Origin of the sequence: Paenibacillus sp. M2, assembly GCF_046713495.1 — a bacterium.
Lineage (GTDB): Bacteria > Bacillota > Bacilli > Paenibacillales > Paenibacillaceae > Paenibacillus > Paenibacillus amylolyticus_B.
The window spans coordinates 6,419,917-6,439,561 of record NZ_CP169648.1 but is presented as its reverse complement, the minus strand read 5'-3'; the positions used below and the strand labels follow the sequence as shown (position 1 = coordinate 6,439,561).

The following is a 19,645-nucleotide window of genomic DNA, read 5'->3' as shown; positions in this document are numbered from 1 at the left end:
AAATAATGCGATTGAACATAATCGAAAAAATAATGCTTGCAAAGAGAACTTCAACATGATATATTATAAAAGTCGCCGCTGAAACGACGACAACATGAAAAACAACACTAAATTGAATGTTTGATCTTTGAAAACTGAACAACGAGTGAGTAAACATTCTGCTTGCAGAATGAACGCGAAAGTTTGAAACAAGCCTTGGCTTGAATCGACTGGAGCACAAATGAGATTTTTAATCTCGTCAGATTCAAAATGAGCTTATCGCTCTTTTCAATACTTTATTGGAGAGTTTGATCCTGGCTCAGGACGAACGCTGGCGGCATGCCTAATACATGCAAGTCGAGCGGAGTTGATAGGAAGCTTGCTTCCTTGATACTTAGCGGCGGACGGGTGAGTAACACGTAGGCAACCTGCCCTCAAGTTTGGGACAACTACCGGAAACGGTAGCTAATACCGAATAATTGTTTTCTTCGCCTGAAGGAAACTGGAAAGACGGAGCAATCTGTCACTTGGGGATGGGCCTGCGGCGCATTAGCTAGTTGGTGAGGTAACGGCTCACCAAGGCGACGATGCGTAGCCGACCTGAGAGGGTGATCGGCCACACTGGGACTGAGACACGGCCCAGACTCCTACGGGAGGCAGCAGTAGGGAATCTTCCGCAATGGGCGAAAGCCTGACGGAGCAATGCCGCGTGAGTGATGAAGGTTTTCGGATCGTAAAGCTCTGTTGCCAGGGAAGAACGCTTGGGAGAGTAACTGCTCTCAAGGTGACGGTACCTGAGAAGAAAGCCCCGGCTAACTACGTGCCAGCAGCCGCGGTAATACGTAGGGGGCAAGCGTTGTCCGGAATTATTGGGCGTAAAGCGCGCGCAGGCGGTCATTTAAGTCTGGTGTTTAATCCCGGGGCTCAACCCCGGATCGCACTGGAAACTGGGTGACTTGAGTGCAGAAGAGGAGAGTGGAATTCCACGTGTAGCGGTGAAATGCGTAGATATGTGGAGGAACACCAGTGGCGAAGGCGACTCTCTGGGCTGTAACTGACGCTGAGGCGCGAAAGCGTGGGGAGCAAACAGGATTAGATACCCTGGTAGTCCACGCCGTAAACGATGAGTGCTAGGTGTTAGGGGTTTCGATACCCTTGGTGCCGAAGTTAACACATTAAGCACTCCGCCTGGGGAGTACGGTCGCAAGACTGAAACTCAAAGGAATTGACGGGGACCCGCACAAGCAGTGGAGTATGTGGTTTAATTCGAAGCAACGCGAAGAACCTTACCAGGTCTTGACATCCCTCTGACCGGTACAGAGATGTACCTTTCCTTCGGGACAGAGGAGACAGGTGGTGCATGGTTGTCGTCAGCTCGTGTCGTGAGATGTTGGGTTAAGTCCCGCAACGAGCGCAACCCTTATATTTAGTTGCCAGCACTTCGGGTGGGCACTCTAGATAGACTGCCGGTGACAAACCGGAGGAAGGTGGGGATGACGTCAAATCATCATGCCCCTTATGACCTGGGCTACACACGTACTACAATGGCCGGTACAACGGGCTGCGAAATCGCGAGATGGAGCCAATCCCAACAAAGCCGGTCTCAGTTCGGATTGCAGGCTGCAACTCGCCTGCATGAAGTCGGAATTGCTAGTAATCGCGGATCAGCATGCCGCGGTGAATACGTTCCCGGGTCTTGTACACACCGCCCGTCACACCACGAGAGTTTATAACACCCGAAGTCGGTGGGGTAACCGCAAGGAGCCAGCCGCCGAAGGTGGGATAGATGATTGGGGTGAAGTCGTAACAAGGTAGCCGTATCGGAAGGTGCGGCTGGATCACCTCCTTTCTATGGAGAATCGTTTCCTGCAACGGAAACATTCAAATAAGCAGGTTCTTAGAACCTGCGATAGCGATTCATTTTGGTCCATCACTTCGGTGTGGATGAAATGAAGAGCACAAGCAACTCACTCGTTGCTCAGTTTTGAGAGCTCAAACTCTCAAACGTTTGGTGGCGATAGCGAAGGGGTTCCACACGTTCCCATCCCGAACACGACCGTTAAGCCCTTCAGCGTCAATGGTACTTGGACCGCAGGGTCCTGGGAGAGTAGAACGCCGCCAAGCGTAACCCATTTTGGGTTCAAATAGTATATATAATGTGGGCCCTTAGCTCAGTTGGTTAGAGCGCACCTCTGATAAGGGTGAGGCCGGTGGTTCGAGTCCACCAGGGCCCACCATCTATACCTTTAAACTTTATATGGGGCCATAGCTCAGCTGGGAGAGCGCCTGCCTTGCAAGCAGGAGGTCAGCGGTTCGATCCCGCTTGGCTCCACCAAAAATGATTTACAAGTTTGTTCTTTGAAAACTAGATATCGAAACGAAACAAACGCGAATTAGAACATTCCTTTAAGCTGATCTTGTGTAAACAAGTGAAGTGTTTATAAAGGTAGTTAAATTGCTTTTGTGATGGTATCGAATGGGAGCGACTTTTGGCTTTGCGCAAGCAAAACAAGGGAAGCAAGCAGTCGAAACCGGAACAAAATGGTTAAGCTACTAAGAGCACACGGAGGATGCCTAGGCGCTAGGAGCCGATGAAGGACGTGGCGAACAACGAAACTGCCTCGGGGAGCTGTAAGCAAGCTTTGATCCGGGGGTGTCCGAATGGGGAAACCCAGCTGGGGTAATTTCCAGTTACTCACAACTGAATACATAGGTTGTGTAGAGGCATACCAGGGGAACTGAAACATCTAAGTACCCTGAGGAAGAGAAAACAATAGTGATTCCGTCAGTAGCGGCGAGCGAACGCGGAGAAGCCCAAACCAGAGAGCTTGCTCTTTGGGGTTGTGGGACGTCTCACATGGAGTTACAAAGGAACCGGTTAAGCGAAGAGGTCTGGAAAGGCCCGCCAAAGAAGGTAAAAGCCCTGTAGTTGAAAGTCTGTTCCCTCCGAGACGGATCCCGAGTAGTGCGGGGCACGTGAAACCCCGTATGAATCCGGCAGGACCATCTGCCAAGGCTAAATACTTCCTAGCGACCGATAGTGAAGCAGTACCGTGAGGGAAAGGTGAAAAGCACCCCGGAAGGGGAGTGAAATAGAACCTGAAACCGTGTGCTTACAAAAAGTCAGAGCCCGTTTTAGGGGTGATGGCGTGCCTTTTGTAGAATGAACCGGCGAGTTACGTTCCCGTGCAAGGTTAAGGTGAAGAGCCGGAGCCGCAGCGAAAGCGAGTCTGAATAGGGCGACATAGTACGTGGACGTAGACCCGAAACCGGGTGATCTACCCCTGTCCAGGGTGAAGGTGCGGTAACACGCACTGGAGGCCCGAACCCACGCATGTTGAAAAATGCGGGGATGAGGTGGGGGTAGCGGAGAAATTCCAATCGAACTCGGAGATAGCTGGTTCTCCCCGAAATAGCTTTAGGGCTAGCCTCGGAAAACAGAGTCGTGGAGGTAGAGCACTGATTGGGTGCGGGGCCCGCAAGGGTTACCAAGCTCAGTCAAACTCCGAATGCCATAGACTTACTTCCGGGAGTCAGACAGTGAGTGCTAAGATCCATTGTCAAAAGGGAAACAGCCCAGACCATCAGCTAAGGTCCCCAAGTGTGTGTTAAGTGGGAAAGGATGTGGAGTTGCACAGACAACCAGGATGTTGGCTTAGAAGCAGCCACCATTGAAAGAGTGCGTAATAGCTCACTGGTCGAGTGACTCTGCGCCGAAAATGTAACGGGGCTAAACACACCACCGAAGCTATGGCTTGATGCTTTGCATCAGGGGTAGGGGAGCGTTGTATAAGGGTTGAAGGTGTACCGTAAGGAGCGCTGGACATTATACAAGTGAGAATGCCGGTATGAGTAACGAAAAGATCAGTGAGAATCTGATCCGCCGAAAGCCTAAGGGTTCCTGAGGAAGGCTCGTCCGCTCAGGGTAAGTCGGGACCTAAGGCGAGGCCGAAAGGCGTAGTCGAAGGACAACAGGTCGAAATTCCTGTACCACCGTAAGCCGTTATGAGCAATGGGGGGACGCAGTAGGGTAGTGACGCGGACTGATGGATGTCCGTCTAAGCAGTAAGGCTGATGTGTAGGCAAATCCGCACATTGTAAGGCTGAGCTGTGATGGGGAGCGAAAATTATAGTAGCGAAGGTCATGATCTCACACTGCCAAGAAAAGCCTCTAGCCAGGTGAAGGTGCCCGTACCGCAAACCGACACAGGTAGGCGAGAAGAGTATTCTAAGGCGCGCGGAAGAACTCTCGTTAAGGAACTCGGCAAAATGACCCCGTAACTTCGGGAGAAGGGGTGCCCCGGTAGTGTGAATAGCACGAGGGGGCCGCAGTGAAAAGGCCCAAGCGACTGTTTAGCAAAAACACAGGTCTGTGCGAAGCCGTAAGGCGAAGTATACGGGCTGACGCCTGCCCGGTGCTGGAAGGTTAAGGGGAGTGGTTAGGGAGTAATCCCGAAGCTGTGAACCGAAGCCCCAGTAAACGGCGGCCGTAACTATAACGGTCCTAAGGTAGCGAAATTCCTTGTCAGGTAAATTCTGACCCGCACGAATGGCGTAACGACTTGGGCGCTGTCTCAACGAGAGATCCGGTGAAATTTTAATACCTGTGAAGATGCAGGTTACCCGCGACAAGACGGAAAGACCCCATGGAGCTTTACTGCAGCTTGATATTGAATTTGGGTACGATCTGTACAGGATAGGTGGGAGCCTTTGAAGCATGAGCGCCAGCTTGTGTGGAGGCAACGTTGGGATACCACCCTGATCGTATCTAGGTTCTAACCTGGTACCGTAATCCGGTGCGGGGACAGTGTCAGGTGGGCAGTTTGACTGGGGCGGTCGCCTCCTAAAGAGTAACGGAGGCGCCCAAAGGTTCCCTCAGAATGGTTGGAAATCATTCGAAGAGTGCAAAGGCATAAGGGAGCTTGACTGCGAGACCTACAAGTCGAGCAGGGACGAAAGTCGGGCTTAGTGATCCGGTGGTACCGCATGGAAGGGCCATCGCTCAACGGATAAAAGCTACCCTGGGGATAACAGGCTTATCTCCCCCAAGAGTCCACATCGACGGGGAGGTTTGGCACCTCGATGTCGGCTCATCGCATCCTGGGGCTGAAGTAGGTCCCAAGGGTTGGGCTGTTCGCCCATTAAAGCGGTACGCGAGCTGGGTTCAGAACGTCGTGAGACAGTTCGGTCCCTATCTGTCGTGGGCGTAGGAAATTTGAGAGGAGCTGTCCTTAGTACGAGAGGACCGGGATGGACGTACCGCTGGTGTACCAGTTGTTCCGCCAGGAGCACCGCTGGGTAGCTATGTACGGACGGGATAAACGCTGAAAGCATCTAAGCGTGAAGCCCCCCTCAAGATGAGATTTCCCAGTATGTAAGACCCCTTGAAGACGACGAGGTAGATAGGCTGGGGGTGGAAGTGCAGCAATGCATGGAGCTGACCAGTACTAATCGGTCGAGGGCTTATCCAATAGCAAGTGATAATTCGCATGTTTCGTTTCGAATCTAGTTTTCAGAGAACGATCTCTGAAATGTAAGCACAGCTATGCGTTTGGTGGCGATGGCGGAGGGGTTCCACACGTACCCATCCCGAACACGACCGTTAAGCCCTCTAGCGCCGATGGTACTTGGACCGCAGGGTCCTGGGAGAGTAGGACGCCGCCAAGCGAACTCTTTCATCATACATAGAAAACAGGCTCTGCATGTGGACGTTGTACGATGAATTGCATTTGCCCTGCAAATGCATATTATTCCCTGATAGCTCAGTTGGTAGAGCACTCGACTGTTAATCGAGTTGTCACAGGTTCGAGCCCTGTTCGGGGAGCCATTCGCTCTCATAGCTCAGTAGGTAGAGTGCATCCATGGTAAGGATGAGGTCACCGGTTCGATCCCGGTTGAGAGCTTTGGAAATGGGGCCCGTTGGTCAAGGGGTTAAGACACCTCCCTTTCACGGAGGTAACAGGGGTTCGAATCCCCTACGGGTCATATAGTTGGAGGCTTAGCTCAGCTGGGAGAGCATCTGCCTTACAAGCAGAGGGTCGGGGGTTCGATCCCCTCAGCCTCCACCATATTTTTTATTGGGGATTAGCCAAGCGGTAAGGCAACGGACTTTGACTCCGTCATGCATAGGTTCAAATCCTATATCCCCAGCCATTTTAGTATGAGTCATTAGCTCAGTTGGTAGAGCACCTGACTTTTAATCAGGGTGTCGAAGGTTCGAGCCCTTCATGACTCACCATCATATGCGCGTGTGGCGGAATTGGCAGACGCACTAGACTTAGGATCTAGCGTCTTTGACGTGGGGGTTCAAGTCCCTCCACGCGCATCCTTCATTTGCGGAAGTGGCTCAGCGGTAGAGCATCGCCTTGCCAAGGCGAGGGTCGCGGGTTCGATTCCCGTCTTCCGCTCCAATATTTTGCGCCCTTAGCTCAGCTGGATAGAGCGTTTGACTACGAATCAAAAGGCCGGGAGTTCGAATCTCTCAGGGCGCGCCATTATTTTTTAGTATCGGGATGTAGCTCAGCTTGGTAGAGCACCTGGTTTGGGACCAGGGGGTCGCATGTTCAAATCGTGTCATCCCGATTTTTGCTTATGCGGGTGTAGTTCAATGGTAGAACTTTAGCCTTCCAAGCTAATAGCGTGGGTTCGATTCCCATCACCCGCTTACAGGATACAATGAAAGAGCCTTTGCAGATGCAGAGGCTCTTTCATTTTTATTAACGTAAGAATTAGCAGTTATTTTATATAATATTTTATGTAAGAAACAGTACAGGTTTGTTTAAAAAAAGAGCCAAGACCTCCCTATTTCAATAGTGAAGGGGTCTTGGCTCTTCTGTTTATCTCTGTGGATGAGCTGCTTCTAAGACATAGCAGCTATTGTATAGTGACGTGATTACAATTTAACGTTCGTTGTGATCCGTCACTCTTTTACGCATGCCCGCTAAACCAAGCAGCCCTAGCAAACCAAGCCAGCCCCAATCCATGCCGTTGTCACGGTTGGTTGTTGTGGCGTTAGCACGAACACTGTTGGTACGATAGTCACCATTGTTGCGGTAGTTTCCATCCATGTTCATATTCATGTTGGAATTAGTGTTTGTGCGATCCATGTAGTTGGTGTCCTGATAAGACCGGACACGTGATCCATTAGTGTTGGTATCCATTCCTTTGGACATTTGACCATCAGCAGCAGCAGGGCCAGCCATCGCGGCCACCAGAAGCACGGAAGCAATAATTGTTGTACCTTTTTTCATCATTTGGATTCCTCCTTTTTAGTAAGAGCTACAGATTAATCTGCCCAAAAAGCTAAGAACATTATGTAGAAATGGTCTGTTAAGATATCCCTAAGTTTACAGTAGGTTAGGTATATACATAAGAACCTCCCCTAATAAGCAGACTTGTCGTGGGAAGAAATTTATAATTACATCTTTAATTTATTGCGTCACTGTGGTAAAGTATACAAAAGCTTGCTTTGCCGGTCATGTTTCTTTGTATATCATCTGTTCTCAAATAATGAAATTATGCAGTTTAACCTTAATATCAGGTACATTGGATCATATCTATAAGAACTGTATATTTATGAGTTTTTAAGAATAGGTATGAGACTTTTGATTTATCTAAAGTACGTGAAAAAGGTATCATGCGACAGTATATGACCATTAATTGAAGCAGAACAAGAAAATGAATAAAAAAGCGTGTTTTTGTGCTGTAAATCGGGGATAATCCCCATTTTTTCTAATAGAAAAATAAAGATTTTCGTACCATTTTATTGTATGATGTTATGAAGGTGTCAAATTTACGTGTACGAATGGAACGATCAGATGGGAGGATAAGCATGACTGAAACTATGGTAACCGCCAGCAAAAGCCAATCCAACAACCTGCTTCGGCGAGACGTGCGGTTCCTGGGCAATATACTCGGAGAAGTTCTTGTCCATCAAGGCGGCACGGAGCTTCTAGATATCGTTGAGAAGATTCGGGAAACGAGCAAATCGTTGCGTGCAGAATTTCTGCCAGAACTCTATGCAGAGTTCAAAACGATGATCCAGGAATTAGACTCGGACAATCGTCACCAGGTTATTCGGGCTTTCGCTATTTATTTTCAATTAGTTAATATTGCTGAACAAAACCATCGGATCCGGCGTAAACGGGATTATGAACGTTCTGCTGGGGACGCTGTGCAGCCAGGATCGATTGAGAAAGCAGTACAGGATCTTAAGGAACGTGGACTGTCTCATACAGAGGTGGAAGAGATTCTCGACGATTTGTCGTTGGAACTTGTTATGACAGCTCACCCAACTGAAGCCATGCGCCGGGTTATTCTGGACATCCATAAACGGATATCCGAAGATGTCATGCTACTTGATAATCCTACGCTGACGTTGCGTGAACGTGAACAGTTGCGTGAGAAACTGCTGAATGAGGTTATTACACTTTGGCAGACAGATGAACTCCGCGACCGCAAACCGACTGTACTCGATGAAGTGCGGAACGGGATGTATTACTTTCATGAAACGTTGTTCCACGTACTTCCGGATGTATATCAGGAGCTGGAACGCTGCCTGAACAAATTTTATCCTGACCATGACTGGCATGTGCCGACGTATTTGCGGTTCGGTTCCTGGATCGGTGGAGACCGGGATGGAAATCCTTCGGTAACTTCAGATGTAACATGGCAGACGTTGTTGATGCAACGCAAGCTCGCTTTGCGTGAATACCAACGGATTATGATTGAACTTATGGGCCATCTCAGCTTCAGCACGAACATCATCCACGTATCGGATGAGCTGGTGCAGTCTATTGAGCAGGACCGTAGTTGTGTAACGTTGAAAAAGGTGGATATGTGGCGAAATGAAAAAGAGCCATATCGCATCAAATTGGCCTATATGATTGCCAAGTTGAACAATGTACTGGATGAGAACAAATTAGGTCAGGCTGACCGTTATCATAGTGCTCAGGATTTGATTGATGATCTGATGATTATTGATCGAAGTCTGCGCCATCATTTTGCCGATTACGTAGCGGATACAACTATTCGCAAAATGATTCGTCAAGTCGAGTTGTTTGGTTTCCATACCGCAGCATTGGATGTGCGTCAGCACAGTCAGGAGCATGAAAATGCGATGTCGGAGATTTTGGCGAAAATGAACATTGTAGAAGATTATGCGCGTCTAACTGAAGACGGTAAAATCGATCTGCTTGCTCGTTTGCTGGATGATCCGCGTCCTCTTACTTCTCCTTATCACCAATACACGGAGGGAACCAAAGAGTGTCTGGATGTCTTCCGTACCATTAAGCGTGCCCAGAACGAATTTGGGACCGGCTGTATCACAAGTTACCTGATCAGTATGACGCAGGGCGCAAGTGACTTGCTGGAGGTTATGGTATTTGCCAAGGAAGTGGGCTTATTCACCAAAGGTCACAACGGTGACGTTGTATCTACACTTCAAGCGGTACCACTGTTTGAAACGATTGATGATCTACATGCGGCTTCGGACATTATGCAGAAGCTGTTCAACCTTCCTGTATACCGCGCAAGCGTAAAAGGAAGGAATGAACTTCATGAAATCATGCTTGGTTATTCAGACAGTAACAAGGATGGCGGCGTGGTTACTGCCAACTGGGAACTGCGTGTAGCGATGAATGCTATTACGGCTGTAGGGAATGAACACGGCGTTAAGCTGAAGTTCTTCCATGGACGTGGTGGGGCTCTTGGACGTGGCGGCATGCCGCTTAACCGCAGTATTCTTGCTCAACCACCGCATACCATTGGTGGGGGCATCAAGATTACGGAGCAGGGAGAGGTTATTTCTTCCCGTTATTCTCTACAGGGGATTGCATACCGCAGTCTGGAGCAGGCAACTTCGGCTCTAATCACAGCAGCACTGAATGGGCTTGAGCCGCAAGAGTCAGCATCCGAACGTCATTGGGACAGCATCATCAAAGAGATTTCGGAAGTATCCCTGACGAAATATCAGGATCTGATTTTCCGTGATCCGGACTTCTTTACCTTCTTCAAGGAATCCACACCGCTTCCAGAGGTGGGTGAACTGAATATTGGTTCACGTCCGTCCAAGCGGAAAGGTAGCGACAAGTTCGAAGATCTGAGAGCAATTCCTTGGGTATTTGCATGGACGCAAAGCCGTTATCTGCTTCCGGCATGGTATGCGGCAGGAACAGGATTGCAAAGTTACTATCAGGATAAAGAGGAAAATCTGGTTGTCCTGAAAGAAATGTATGAAAGCTTCCCATTCTTCCGTACATTAATTGATACGGTACAGATGGCCGTAGCCAAGGCAGATCTGGTGATTGCTAAAGAATATTCAGCCATGACTTCGAACAAAGAAGCCCGTGATCGCATCTACGGTCAGATCGAAGCCGAATTCAAGCTCACAAAAGAGCTGATTCTTAAAATTACCGGAGAAGCTGAAATTCTGGATGATGTACCGGTTATTCAAGAATCCATTCGTCTTCGTAACCCTTATGTAGATCCGTTGTCCTACATGCAGGTTCAACTTCTGAGCGAGCTCAGAGATATGCGTGAACGTGGTGAGGATGATACGGAACTGCTCAGAGAAGTGTTGCTGACAATCAATGGCATTGCTGCAGGACTCCGTAACACAGGTTGATGATTGAACTGCTGCATTTTGAATAATTATATGTAACAAAGTACCCATTACTTTGTTGAATAAAAGCTCCATTCTCTGCTCTACGGAGTGAGAGATGAAACGGGACTCCTGCGGGAGTTCCCGTTTTTACTGTTTTTGGCGGATATTTGTCATACAGTCTTGATTTTTGACCAAAGTTGATTTACGATTTGATTGGTGAATTACAAGTGTGGACGGGTATCAGAAGACGGAAGACCCATCAGCATGTCTGGGGGAATAAGGGTGGACAATTTGGAGAACAGGCTTGTGAAACTGGTGCTCAAGGGCGACCAGAGAGCCTTCGCAGAAATCGTTGAACTATATAAGGACAAGCTATTTCATTTGGCATACCGGATGCTGAACAATCGTCATGAAGCTGAAGACGTTGTGCAGGAGACGTTTTTGCGTGTGTTTCGTAATATGGAGAAGTACGATCCGAACCAGAAGTTCTCAACCTGGATCTACCGGATCGCAACGAATCTGTGTATTGACCGACTGCGCAGAAAGAAACCTTCATACTCTTTGGATGCTGAACTGAATGACCAGGAAGGATCTGATGGTTATGCGATGCTCCCGAGTGATGATCGTACACCGGAGAGTGAAGCACTCCTGTCAGAAACGCAGACACTCATTCGTGAGGCCATTGACAGTTTGCCAGCCAAGTATAAGTCCGTTATGATTCTGAGATATTTACAGGACTTGTCGCTACAGGAAATCAGTGACGTGACAGGTATGCCCGTAACAACGATCAAGACACGCGTTCATCGGGGCCGTGATTTTCTACGTAAAAAATTGGAGTATAAGTTATAAATATTAAACGCCTTTAAATATGGGCGAAATTATTTGAAACATATCCGAAACGGATGCGTATGTAATGTATGCAAGTCTTATGCGTGCTTTTTAATGGCACATGGACTAAGTGATTTAAGAAAGGATTGGCTCTCATATGGATTGCAACTCGGCCGTCTCTTTAATGCATGAATGTTTGGATGAGTCGTTGTCCCCGGCCCAGAAGGTTGAACTGAAAAGTCACCTTGTGATCTGTCCGGATTGTCGCATGCGCTTTAAAGAGTTGGAACAGACGGAAATGTTACTCTTTGCCATGAAACACTATTCACCGTCTGCCTCTGATGAGCTGACCAATCGAATTATGAATGCTCTGCCCCAGCCCAAGAGACAGCAAGCATGGCTCAAATGGGTCAAAGGACATCCCGCGCTGACGGCGGCAGCCTTCTTTTTGGTCGTGATGCTCTTTAGCGCCTTGAATTTCTGGAATCAGAATAACGAAATGGTTGTTAAGGGAAATAATCTGGACCAGATCGTGATTCAGGGTAACACGGTTATTGTTCCTGAAGGTAAGTCAATTGCTGGCGATCTTACGATAGAAAATGGAACCGCACAAGTATATGGTGATGTGAACGGCAATCTGACGGTTATCGACGGACAACTGTTTCAGGCTTCAACGGCGCATATTTCAGGTCAGGTGAAAAGTATTGATCAGGCGCTGGACTGGTTCTGGTACAAAATAACCAATATGGTAAATGAAGTGGCTTATCGCTAGAACAGGGTAAAATCTTCAATGGTATATACCAAGCAGGGTACCTCCAGATTGCATGGGGTACTCTTTTTTTATACGCAAACTTTGTAATTCATGGTAAATGTGATGTTTATGTGCAGTTTGAGACTGCCGTAACTTGCAACCTGAACGTTAACGTTATAACCTAGATACTAAAGAGAACATACTACTACATATAGATAAGCATTTTGCACAAATCAAATGATGCAAAAATGCGGAGACAAAGGATTATATAAAATCCTAATGGGTTAATATGAGATCAGGGTTTACTCATCAATGGGGATAGCGGGGGCTGGCTTATGAATTATTTTGCTGACTTAACGTGGACAGAGTCCATTAAGGACGTTATCGATATATTGATCGTTACCTATATTATGTACAAACTGATTTTGCTTGTGCGGGGGACACGTGCGGTTCAGCTCCTAAAAGGGATTCTGTTCCTTGTATTGATCTGGGCATTAAGTACGTGGTTAAACCTGTATACGCTCAAATGGTTAATGAACCAGATGTTTACGTTTGGTGTTGTTGCGGTATTCATTATCTTTCAGCCTGAACTGCGTCGTGGTCTGGAGCAATTGGGACGAGGTAAGCTGTTTGGACGTTCAGCGGCAGCGAGTGATGAAGAATTAACGGTGTTAATTGGTGAGATTATCAAGTCAGTTAATTATTTGTCACGGCGTAAAATTGGCGCTTTGGTCGTATTTGAACGTGAAACGGGTCTGAACGATTACACGGAATCGGGCATTAAGATGCACTCTCTGGTCAGCTCGGAGCTGATGATTAACATCTTTATTCCAAATACACCGCTCCATGATGGAGCCGTTATTATACAGGGAAAACAGATTTCGGCGGCAGCTTGTTATTTGCCATTATCAGAGAATCCTTTTATCAGTAAGGAATTGGGAACACGTCACCGTGCAGCAATCGGGATTACCGAAGTTGCAGATGCGATCTGTCTGGTTGTCTCCGAGGAGACAGGACAAGTGTCACTGGCAATGAATGGACAGGTCGTTCGTGATATTAAGGAAGAATCGCTGATTGCCAAACTGTATGAGGAGTTGCGCCCTACATCCAATCTGAAAAAGAATGGCTGGACAACCTTCTGGAAACGGAAGGGAGGACGTAACAATGGATAAGTGGTTTAACAATAATAACTTTGCCAAAATACTTGCGCTTGCGGTGAGCCTCCTGCTCTGGTTCATGATTCATCTGGATGAAGTACCAACCACCCCTACGATTACAACAGGGACGACCAACAAGGTTGTGGAACGTACGGTGCCTGTTCAACCTTATGGATTAGACAGTAACAGCTATGTGCTTACTTCATTAAGTACGGATGAGGTCCGACTGGAGATCAAAGGACAGCGCTCGATGTTAACATCGATTTTTACGAATGACGATTACAAGGTACTGGTCGATCTGAGTCAGGTGAAAGATGGGTCCAATACACTGCCACTTGTACCTGATTTGCCTTCCGGGGTAGAAGTAGTCAGTATGGAACCTTCCATGGTTACGGTGAATGTAGAAAAATTGGGCACCAAATCCTTCAATGTGAATATTGTACCCGAAGGGCAACCATCCGCCGGATACAGCGCTGGAACGCCCGTAACTGAACCTTCGACGCCGGTTAAGGTAACTCTGCCCGAAGGGCAACTCGAGGCTGTAGCGAAGGTCCAGGGCAGTGTGAGCGTGAAAGATGCCAAGGAAGATGTCATACAGAAAAAAGTGAAACTTCAAGCATACGATGCTGAGGGCAAGGTCCTTGAAAATGCGATTATAACGCCTCAAACAGTTGAAGTACGAGTCCCGGTCAATCAGCCCTATACATCTGTACCCTTAAGAATCAAATATTCGGGACAGCTTCCGGAAGGCCTGGTACTCTCCACGGTAGAGCCAAGCGTGAAAGAAGTCTCGGTTTATGGATCAGAGGATGCGCTTGCGGGTATACAGTCCTACGACCAAGTAACCCTTGATCTTACACAGTTTGATCAGTCGGGTACATCGACAGTTAACGTGGACTTGACGCCGCCTTCCGGTTTTGAGAAAATCGAGCCTAGTTCGATTCAGATCAAGGTAACCATATCACCATTTGACGAGGCAGAGGAGACAACCAAAGTCTTTCCGAACGTCCCCATCACACTTACCGGTGCGGGGAATGGACTGGAAGGGACGCTGGTTACGCCTCGAAGCGGCGGTCTGAACCTCACACTTACAGGCTCAGCAAGTATGCTTGAGGGTCTGAGTAGTGATGATCTCACGTTAACCGGGGATCTTGCTGGACTTGCGGCCGGAACGCATGAGATCAAGCTTGAAGCCGACCTGCCCCGTTATGCCAAACTGGATGAATCATCCACTGCATTGAGTGCGACGGTCAAAATTAGCGAAAAGGCTGAAGATACTACGACCACTCCTGGCGAAGAACCGACAGACGAGGGAACGGTAGCACCTGACCCAACACCAGCCGAGGTTGAAAATGGGGAAACAGAGCCTGTTCCTGATGAAGAAGAAACGGAATCGAATACGGATACTCAGGATCAGGGCCAACAGGGGAGCACAAGCAGTCGAGGTAATTTAAATAATAATAATAACAGCGGTACTGGCAGTAAAAGTGGCGCTAATCCGTAAACGTTCTAATTTTAAAATTCTCAAAAAATAATAATAGTGCTCGTATATGATGCGAATAGAAGGAGTTAAATCATGGGGAAATATTTTGGTACAGACGGTGTAAGAGGGGTTGCCAATAAAGAGTTAACGGCAGAGCTGGCTTACAGCATTGGACGTTGTGGTGGTTACGTGCTTGCAGGTGGTGTGGAAAGACCAAAAGTGGTTATCGGCATGGATACTCGTATCTCGGGATTGATGTTGGAATCCGCACTGGTTGCAGGTCTGTTGTCCATTGGCGCTGATGTGATCCGTCTGGGCGTGGTATCCACTCCGGGAGTGGCGTATATTGCACGTTTGTTGAAAGCTGACGCCGGCGTGATGATCTCGGCTTCCCACAATCCGGTTGAGGATAACGGAATCAAGTTCTTTGGTGGAGATGGCTTCAAGCTGTCTGATGAAACAGAGAACCGGATTGAAGAACTGATGGATGCGGAGACAGATCAATTGCCACGGCCAGTTGGTGGCGGACTGGGTACTGTAACGACAGATGAAGAATCCCGTTATCGGTACCTTGATTTCCTGAAAACGACTGTAAATGAATCGTTCTCTGGGCTTAAAATTGTTTTGGACTGTGCAAACGGAGCAGCTTATGAACTGGCACCGAAATTGTTCAGTGAACTAGGTGCAGAAGTCATTGCCATTGGCGCTGAGCCTAACGGCCTGAATATTAATGAGCAATGCGGATCAACTCATCCAGAGAACCTGAAACAAGAAGTGCTCAAACATAAAGCGGATCTGGGCCTTGCTTTTGACGGGGATGCAGATCGACTGATTGCTATTGATGAGACTGGCGCTGAGGTGGATGGAGACTTCATTCTGTGTATCTGTGGAGATGCGATGAATCGTGCAGGCAAGTTGAAGGACAGTACCGTTGTATCAACGGTTATGAGTAACATCGGATTCTACAAAGCAACGGAGAAACTTGCACTGAAAACAGCTAAAACGGCAGTAGGTGATCGTTATGTGATGGAGGAAATGCGTCGCGGCGGTTACAACTTGGGTGGAGAACAATCTGGCCATGTTATTTTCCTGGATTACAATACAACTGGAGACGGTATGCTGACTGCGATTCAACTCGTGGATACGCTCAAGGCTTCCGGTAAAAAACTGAGTGAACTAAAAGCGCTCATGACCCAGTACCCACAAGTATTGGTGAATGTGCGTGTTGAAGATAAGAGCAAATACGAGGGTAATGCTGCAATCGAGCAAGCTATCGCTACAGTTGAACAACAACTCGGCGATAATGGACGTGTACTCGTTCGTGCTTCAGGTACTGAATCTCTGATCCGTGTTATGGCGGAAGGACCAGACAAAGACGAACTTGAACAATTTGTGTCTCAAATCGCAGATGTAGTGCAAAAAGAGCTGGTATAGGACTGGAAGATGTAAGAGATACCTTCTGCATACGGTTTTCTTAAGGGGATTGTTGTGTAGAACGAGGCTTAATATAACATGATTTAGGACTTATGCTTGGATATTCCTGCTTCCCGGCCTGATGAGACCATAGGTCCGTTTATCAGGTCGGGATTGTAGGTAAATATGCTAAAATTGTCACAGGTACTTTGCTCCATTGCAAAATGGACCTGACGTGCATATAATGAGTGGAGTCGTCATTCAGACACAGAAAGTGAGGAACGTAAGGTTAAAGTTATACAAGCGCCAGAGCTTGGAGTTGCGCGGGATGATGTTGATCAGGATTTCTTCTAGGTTGAAGAACGGCTGATTAAGATCAACGGCAATCAAGCTGACGAGGTGGAGGTGTTCGGATTGTTCGGCGGGGACCTCCCGGTGAAGCACCAGAGCCGTAAACCGGATTGCGGAAAATGGATAGGTGACTGTCCACACAACGCGCCGGTGCAGGTGCAAGAGTTAAACTAAAATTCAAATGAATGTGCGTGAAGAGCGTAAACAGTACGCGGACGGGAAAATGATGTACATTCATGATTGCATTCATAACAGCTTATGATGACAGCGGGGCGACAAGAGGTCGCTCTGATCATTGATAATTGAATAAGTACCAAGTATTCATGAAACGCTAGGCAATCACTCATTTTTCCGATATGCCGCCTCTGCCTGTTTCTCTTCGTGACACAGTATTCATATACAAACGGAGGAAATAAATTATGTGCGGTATTGTTGGATATATTGGTAATAAGAACACTCAATCGGTATTGGTCGAAGGATTGAAGAAACTTGAGTATCGTGGTTATGATTCTGCAGGTATCGCGGTATTCACACCGGAAGGTCTGCAAATCACAAAAGCTCTCGGTCGTCTTGCGAACCTTGAAGCCAAGCTGGATGGTGCACCACTGGTAGGTAATGCCGGAATCGGACATACACGTTGGGCAACTCATGGTAAACCATCGGATGAGAACTCTCATCCACACACGGATGGAAGCCAGAAGTTCTCTGTTGTGCATAATGGTATTATTGAGAACTATCTGGATCTGAAGGACGAATTGATGGCTCAAGGTCACACGTTCACTTCCGAGACAGATACTGAGGTTATCTCTCACCTGATCGCACGTGAATATAATGGTGATATCGTCAAAACAGTACAAAAAGTGATCACGTTGTTGCGTGGCGCATTTGCACTGGGTGTATTGACAGAGCATGAGCCTGAGAAACTCGTAGCTGTGCGTCAAGCAAGCCCATTGATTATTGGTATTGGTGAAGGCGAGAACTTTATTGGTTCCGACATCCCTGCAATTCTGGAACATACACGTAACGTGTACATTCTGAATGATGGTGAAATGGCTGTGTTGACACATGATGCTGTCGAATTGATGACGATTGAAGGCAACTTTATTTCTCGGGAAATGATTCGTGTCGATTGGGATGCTGTAACCGCAGAAAAAGGCGGATTTGAGCACTTCATGCTGAAAGAAATTCATGAGCAACCAAAAGCATATCGTGATACAATGCTGGGTCGCATCGATAATGAAGGCAAAAAAGTTCAACTTCCTGAGTTGAAAATGACTGAAGAACAAATTAAAAATATCCGTAACGTTCAAATCATTGCATGTGGTACAGCGTACCATGCAGGTCTGGTTGGACGTACAGTGATTGAGCAATTGGTACGTATTCCGGTTGAAACAGATGTGGCTTCCGAGTACCGTTACCGTTCCCCAATCGTGCACAAAGATACACTTGTAATCGTAGTGAGCCAATCCGGTGAAACTGCCGATACACTTGCTGCTTTGCGTGAAGCACAATCCAATGGTGCACATGTACTGGCAATCACAAACGTAGTGGGCAGCTCCATTGCACGTGATGCAGATGATGTTATCGCAACATTGGCAGGTCCTGAAATTGCAGTAGCTTCTACCAAAGCGTATACTTCGCAGTTGATTGCTTTCAACTTGCTTGGTCTGTACCTTGCACAAGTTCGTGGTACTCAATCTGCAGAAGAGATTGCACACACGCTGGCAGCGATGCAAGCATTGCCTGAACAAGTGGAATCCATGTTGGAGCAAGCGGAAGCAATCAAAGGATATGCAGAGCAAATCTCCAAACATGAACATCTCTTTTTCATCGGTCGTGGTCTTGACTATGCAGTAGCTCAAGAAGGATCGTTGAAACTGAAAGAAATCTCTTATATTCACTCTGAGGCGTATGCTGCGGGTGAGTTGAAACATGGTACGCTTGCATTGATCGAAGATGGTATCCCTGTTATTGCCCTGGCAACGCAGGAGAACGTACTTGAGAAAACAGTGAGCAACATTAAGGAAGTAAAAGCACGTGGCGCAGATGTATTGGCAATTACGTACGAAGAGCACGTAGCACCATTGCTGAAATCCGTAGACCAAGCGTTTGCGATTCCTAAGACACTACCACTGCTTAGCCCTGCTTTGTCTGTAGTTGCGCTGCAATTGCTGGCATACTATGCTTCCCTTGCACTGGGTCATGATGTGGATAAACCACGTAACCTGGCGAAAAGTGTAACGGTTGAGTAAGGTAAGGGATTCTGTATTAATTACTTTATTGTCTAGTGATAAATAAGTGGAGAACCATTAACAAAAGTATGGAACTACACGAACTATTGCCAAATGACATGGATAACGGGTTGATCAATAGATTCAGTAAACTAATACAGTATGAACAAAATAATGGTCCTGATGACTCTAAGTCATCAGGACTTTTTTGATGTTTCAGGAGGGTGGTTCTGAATATTAGAACCATCTTTTTTGTGTTTGTGCATTGTAAATTGCGGTCATTCATTGAACGAAAATCCACCAGATTATGTAGTACCTTAGGAAGAGTATCTTTTTGTAATTCTCACATTTGAAATATTATTCGTGCACGAATGTAATCAACTTCTTAAAGAGAGTCATTAACATTCGCAACTCGTAAGTGCCAATATATCCTCAAGAAGGATGCAGATCGGGGATATGAGATCATTTGAACAATAAAGGAAGGTGATTAAACTTGACTGGTACATCCTTCTGCGATTCACAAAATGGTATGCCAAGCAGCAACAATGCGCACGATGAAGGAACTTATTGTGCGAAGTGAAATCATTGTCCGTTCAACTTGGTTTCAGAACGCTATTGTAATCTTCATGTAAATGAGTGAAGACATCTGAAAGGTAATAGGGGAAAACCTCCCGTACGGTTTAATGATGAGGAGCAGAATATATTTACCCTTTACTCTAACAGAGACGCAGAGAAGAAGGCGTGATACAAAACTATGTCGGCTGCCATCCGTGTGGACACTGTGGCCAGTTTCCAGCCAGGCTTTCAGAAATGGTCAGGTAATCAAGTTAAGTTATTACAAAGTACAAG

At 47.1% G+C, this 19,645-nt stretch carries 8 protein-coding genes, 13 tRNA genes and 4 rRNA genes; 24 read left to right on the top strand and 1 reads right to left on the bottom strand.

Annotated features, from left to right (window positions below; all coding sequences use genetic code 11):
* Positions 1–275 precede the first annotated feature (275 nt).
* The 17 genes from ACETMN_RS29405 (at position 276) to ACETMN_RS29325 (ending at position 6,643) form a co-directional block, all read left to right on the top strand.
* Positions 276–1,828: ribosomal RNA gene (locus tag ACETMN_RS29405) — 16S ribosomal RNA — on the top strand.
* Between the two features lie 158 nt (positions 1,829–1,986).
* Positions 1,987–2,103: ribosomal RNA gene (rrf, locus tag ACETMN_RS29400) — 5S ribosomal RNA — on the top strand.
* Between the two features lie 36 nt (positions 2,104–2,139).
* A tRNA-Ile gene (locus tag ACETMN_RS29395) sits at positions 2,140–2,216 on the top strand.
* Between the two features lie 22 nt (positions 2,217–2,238).
* Positions 2,239–2,314: transfer RNA gene (locus ACETMN_RS29390), tRNA-Ala, on the top strand.
* A 208-nt stretch (positions 2,315–2,522) separates the two neighbouring features.
* A 23S ribosomal RNA gene (locus ACETMN_RS29385) occupies positions 2,523–5,450 on the top strand.
* Positions 5,451–5,529: 79 nt separating this feature from the next.
* Positions 5,530–5,646: ribosomal RNA gene (rrf, locus tag ACETMN_RS29380) — 5S ribosomal RNA — on the top strand.
* The 16S, 23S and 5S rRNA genes sit together here with 13 tRNA genes alongside, the layout of an rRNA operon.
* Positions 5,647–5,730: 84 nt before the next feature.
* Positions 5,731–5,806: transfer RNA gene (locus ACETMN_RS29375), tRNA-Asn, on the top strand.
* Between the two features lie 3 nt (positions 5,807–5,809).
* Positions 5,810–5,882 (top strand) — tRNA-Thr (locus ACETMN_RS29370).
* A gap of 10 nt (positions 5,883–5,892) precedes the next feature.
* Positions 5,893–5,964: transfer RNA gene (locus ACETMN_RS29365), tRNA-Glu, on the top strand.
* 7 nt (positions 5,965–5,971) lie between these two features.
* Positions 5,972–6,047, top strand: a tRNA-Val gene (locus tag ACETMN_RS29360).
* A 10-nt stretch (positions 6,048–6,057) separates the two neighbouring features.
* Positions 6,058–6,132: transfer RNA gene (locus tag ACETMN_RS29355), tRNA-Gln, on the top strand.
* 9 nt (positions 6,133–6,141) lie between these two features.
* A tRNA-Lys gene (locus ACETMN_RS29350) sits at positions 6,142–6,217 on the top strand.
* A 6-nt stretch (positions 6,218–6,223) separates the two neighbouring features.
* Positions 6,224–6,304: transfer RNA gene (locus tag ACETMN_RS29345), tRNA-Leu, on the top strand.
* Between the two features lie 10 nt (positions 6,305–6,314).
* Positions 6,315–6,389: transfer RNA gene (locus ACETMN_RS29340), tRNA-Gly, on the top strand.
* A gap of 7 nt (positions 6,390–6,396) precedes the next feature.
* A tRNA-Arg gene (locus ACETMN_RS29335) sits at positions 6,397–6,473 on the top strand.
* 14 nt (positions 6,474–6,487) lie between these two features.
* Positions 6,488–6,561, top strand: a tRNA-Pro gene (locus ACETMN_RS29330).
* Positions 6,562–6,572: 11 nt separating this feature from the next.
* A tRNA-Gly gene (locus tag ACETMN_RS29325) sits at positions 6,573–6,643 on the top strand.
* A 235-nt stretch (positions 6,644–6,878) separates the two neighbouring features.
* Here ACETMN_RS29325 and ACETMN_RS29320 read toward each other — a convergent pair.
* On the bottom strand, positions 6,879–7,232 hold the full coding sequence (locus ACETMN_RS29320) for a WGxxGxxG family protein (RefSeq protein WP_091019107.1): 354 nt from the start codon (positions 7,230–7,232) through the stop codon (positions 6,879–6,881).
* Positions 7,233–7,810: 578 nt separating this feature from the next.
* Here ACETMN_RS29320 and ppc point away from each other — a divergent pair.
* The 7 genes from ppc to glmS all read left to right on the top strand — a co-directional run bounded on the left by ppc (position 7,811) and on the right by glmS (position 18,817).
* The gene (gene ppc / locus ACETMN_RS29315) at positions 7,811–10,603 is read left to right on the top strand and encodes a phosphoenolpyruvate carboxylase (RefSeq protein ID WP_091019108.1); all 2,793 of its coding nucleotides are present in this window, start codon (positions 7,811–7,813) and stop codon (positions 10,601–10,603) included.
* A 261-nt stretch (positions 10,604–10,864) separates the two neighbouring features.
* Complete coding sequence (gene sigW, locus ACETMN_RS29310; RefSeq protein ID WP_017692117.1) at positions 10,865–11,431, top strand: RNA polymerase sigma factor SigW; 567 nt, start codon at positions 10,865–10,867, stop codon at positions 11,429–11,431.
* Between the two features lie 136 nt (positions 11,432–11,567).
* Positions 11,568–12,182, top strand: a complete 615-nt coding sequence (locus ACETMN_RS29305; RefSeq protein ID WP_036614042.1) for a zf-HC2 domain-containing protein — start codon at positions 11,568–11,570, stop codon at positions 12,180–12,182.
* Positions 12,183–12,496: 314 nt separating this feature from the next.
* Complete coding sequence (cdaA, locus tag ACETMN_RS29300) at positions 12,497–13,333, top strand: diadenylate cyclase CdaA (RefSeq protein WP_017692119.1); 837 nt, start codon at positions 12,497–12,499, stop codon at positions 13,331–13,333.
* Entirely contained in the window at positions 13,326–14,822 is a 1,497-nt protein-coding gene (locus tag ACETMN_RS29295; RefSeq protein WP_179198617.1) for a YbbR-like domain-containing protein, read from the top strand. The genes cdaA and ACETMN_RS29295 overlap by 8 nt, the downstream gene beginning before the upstream one ends.
* 72 nt (positions 14,823–14,894) lie before the next feature.
* Positions 14,895–16,235 carry a phosphoglucosamine mutase gene (gene glmM / locus ACETMN_RS29290; protein WP_017692121.1) on the top strand — a complete coding sequence of 447 codons (1,341 nt, stop codon included), beginning with the start codon at positions 14,895–14,897 and terminating at the stop codon, positions 16,233–16,235.
* A gap of 749 nt (positions 16,236–16,984) precedes the next feature.
* Entirely contained in the window at positions 16,985–18,817 is a 1,833-nt protein-coding gene (gene glmS, locus ACETMN_RS29285) for a glutamine--fructose-6-phosphate transaminase (isomerizing) (protein ID WP_076217241.1), read from the top strand.
* The last annotated feature ends 828 nt before the right edge of the window (positions 18,818–19,645 follow it).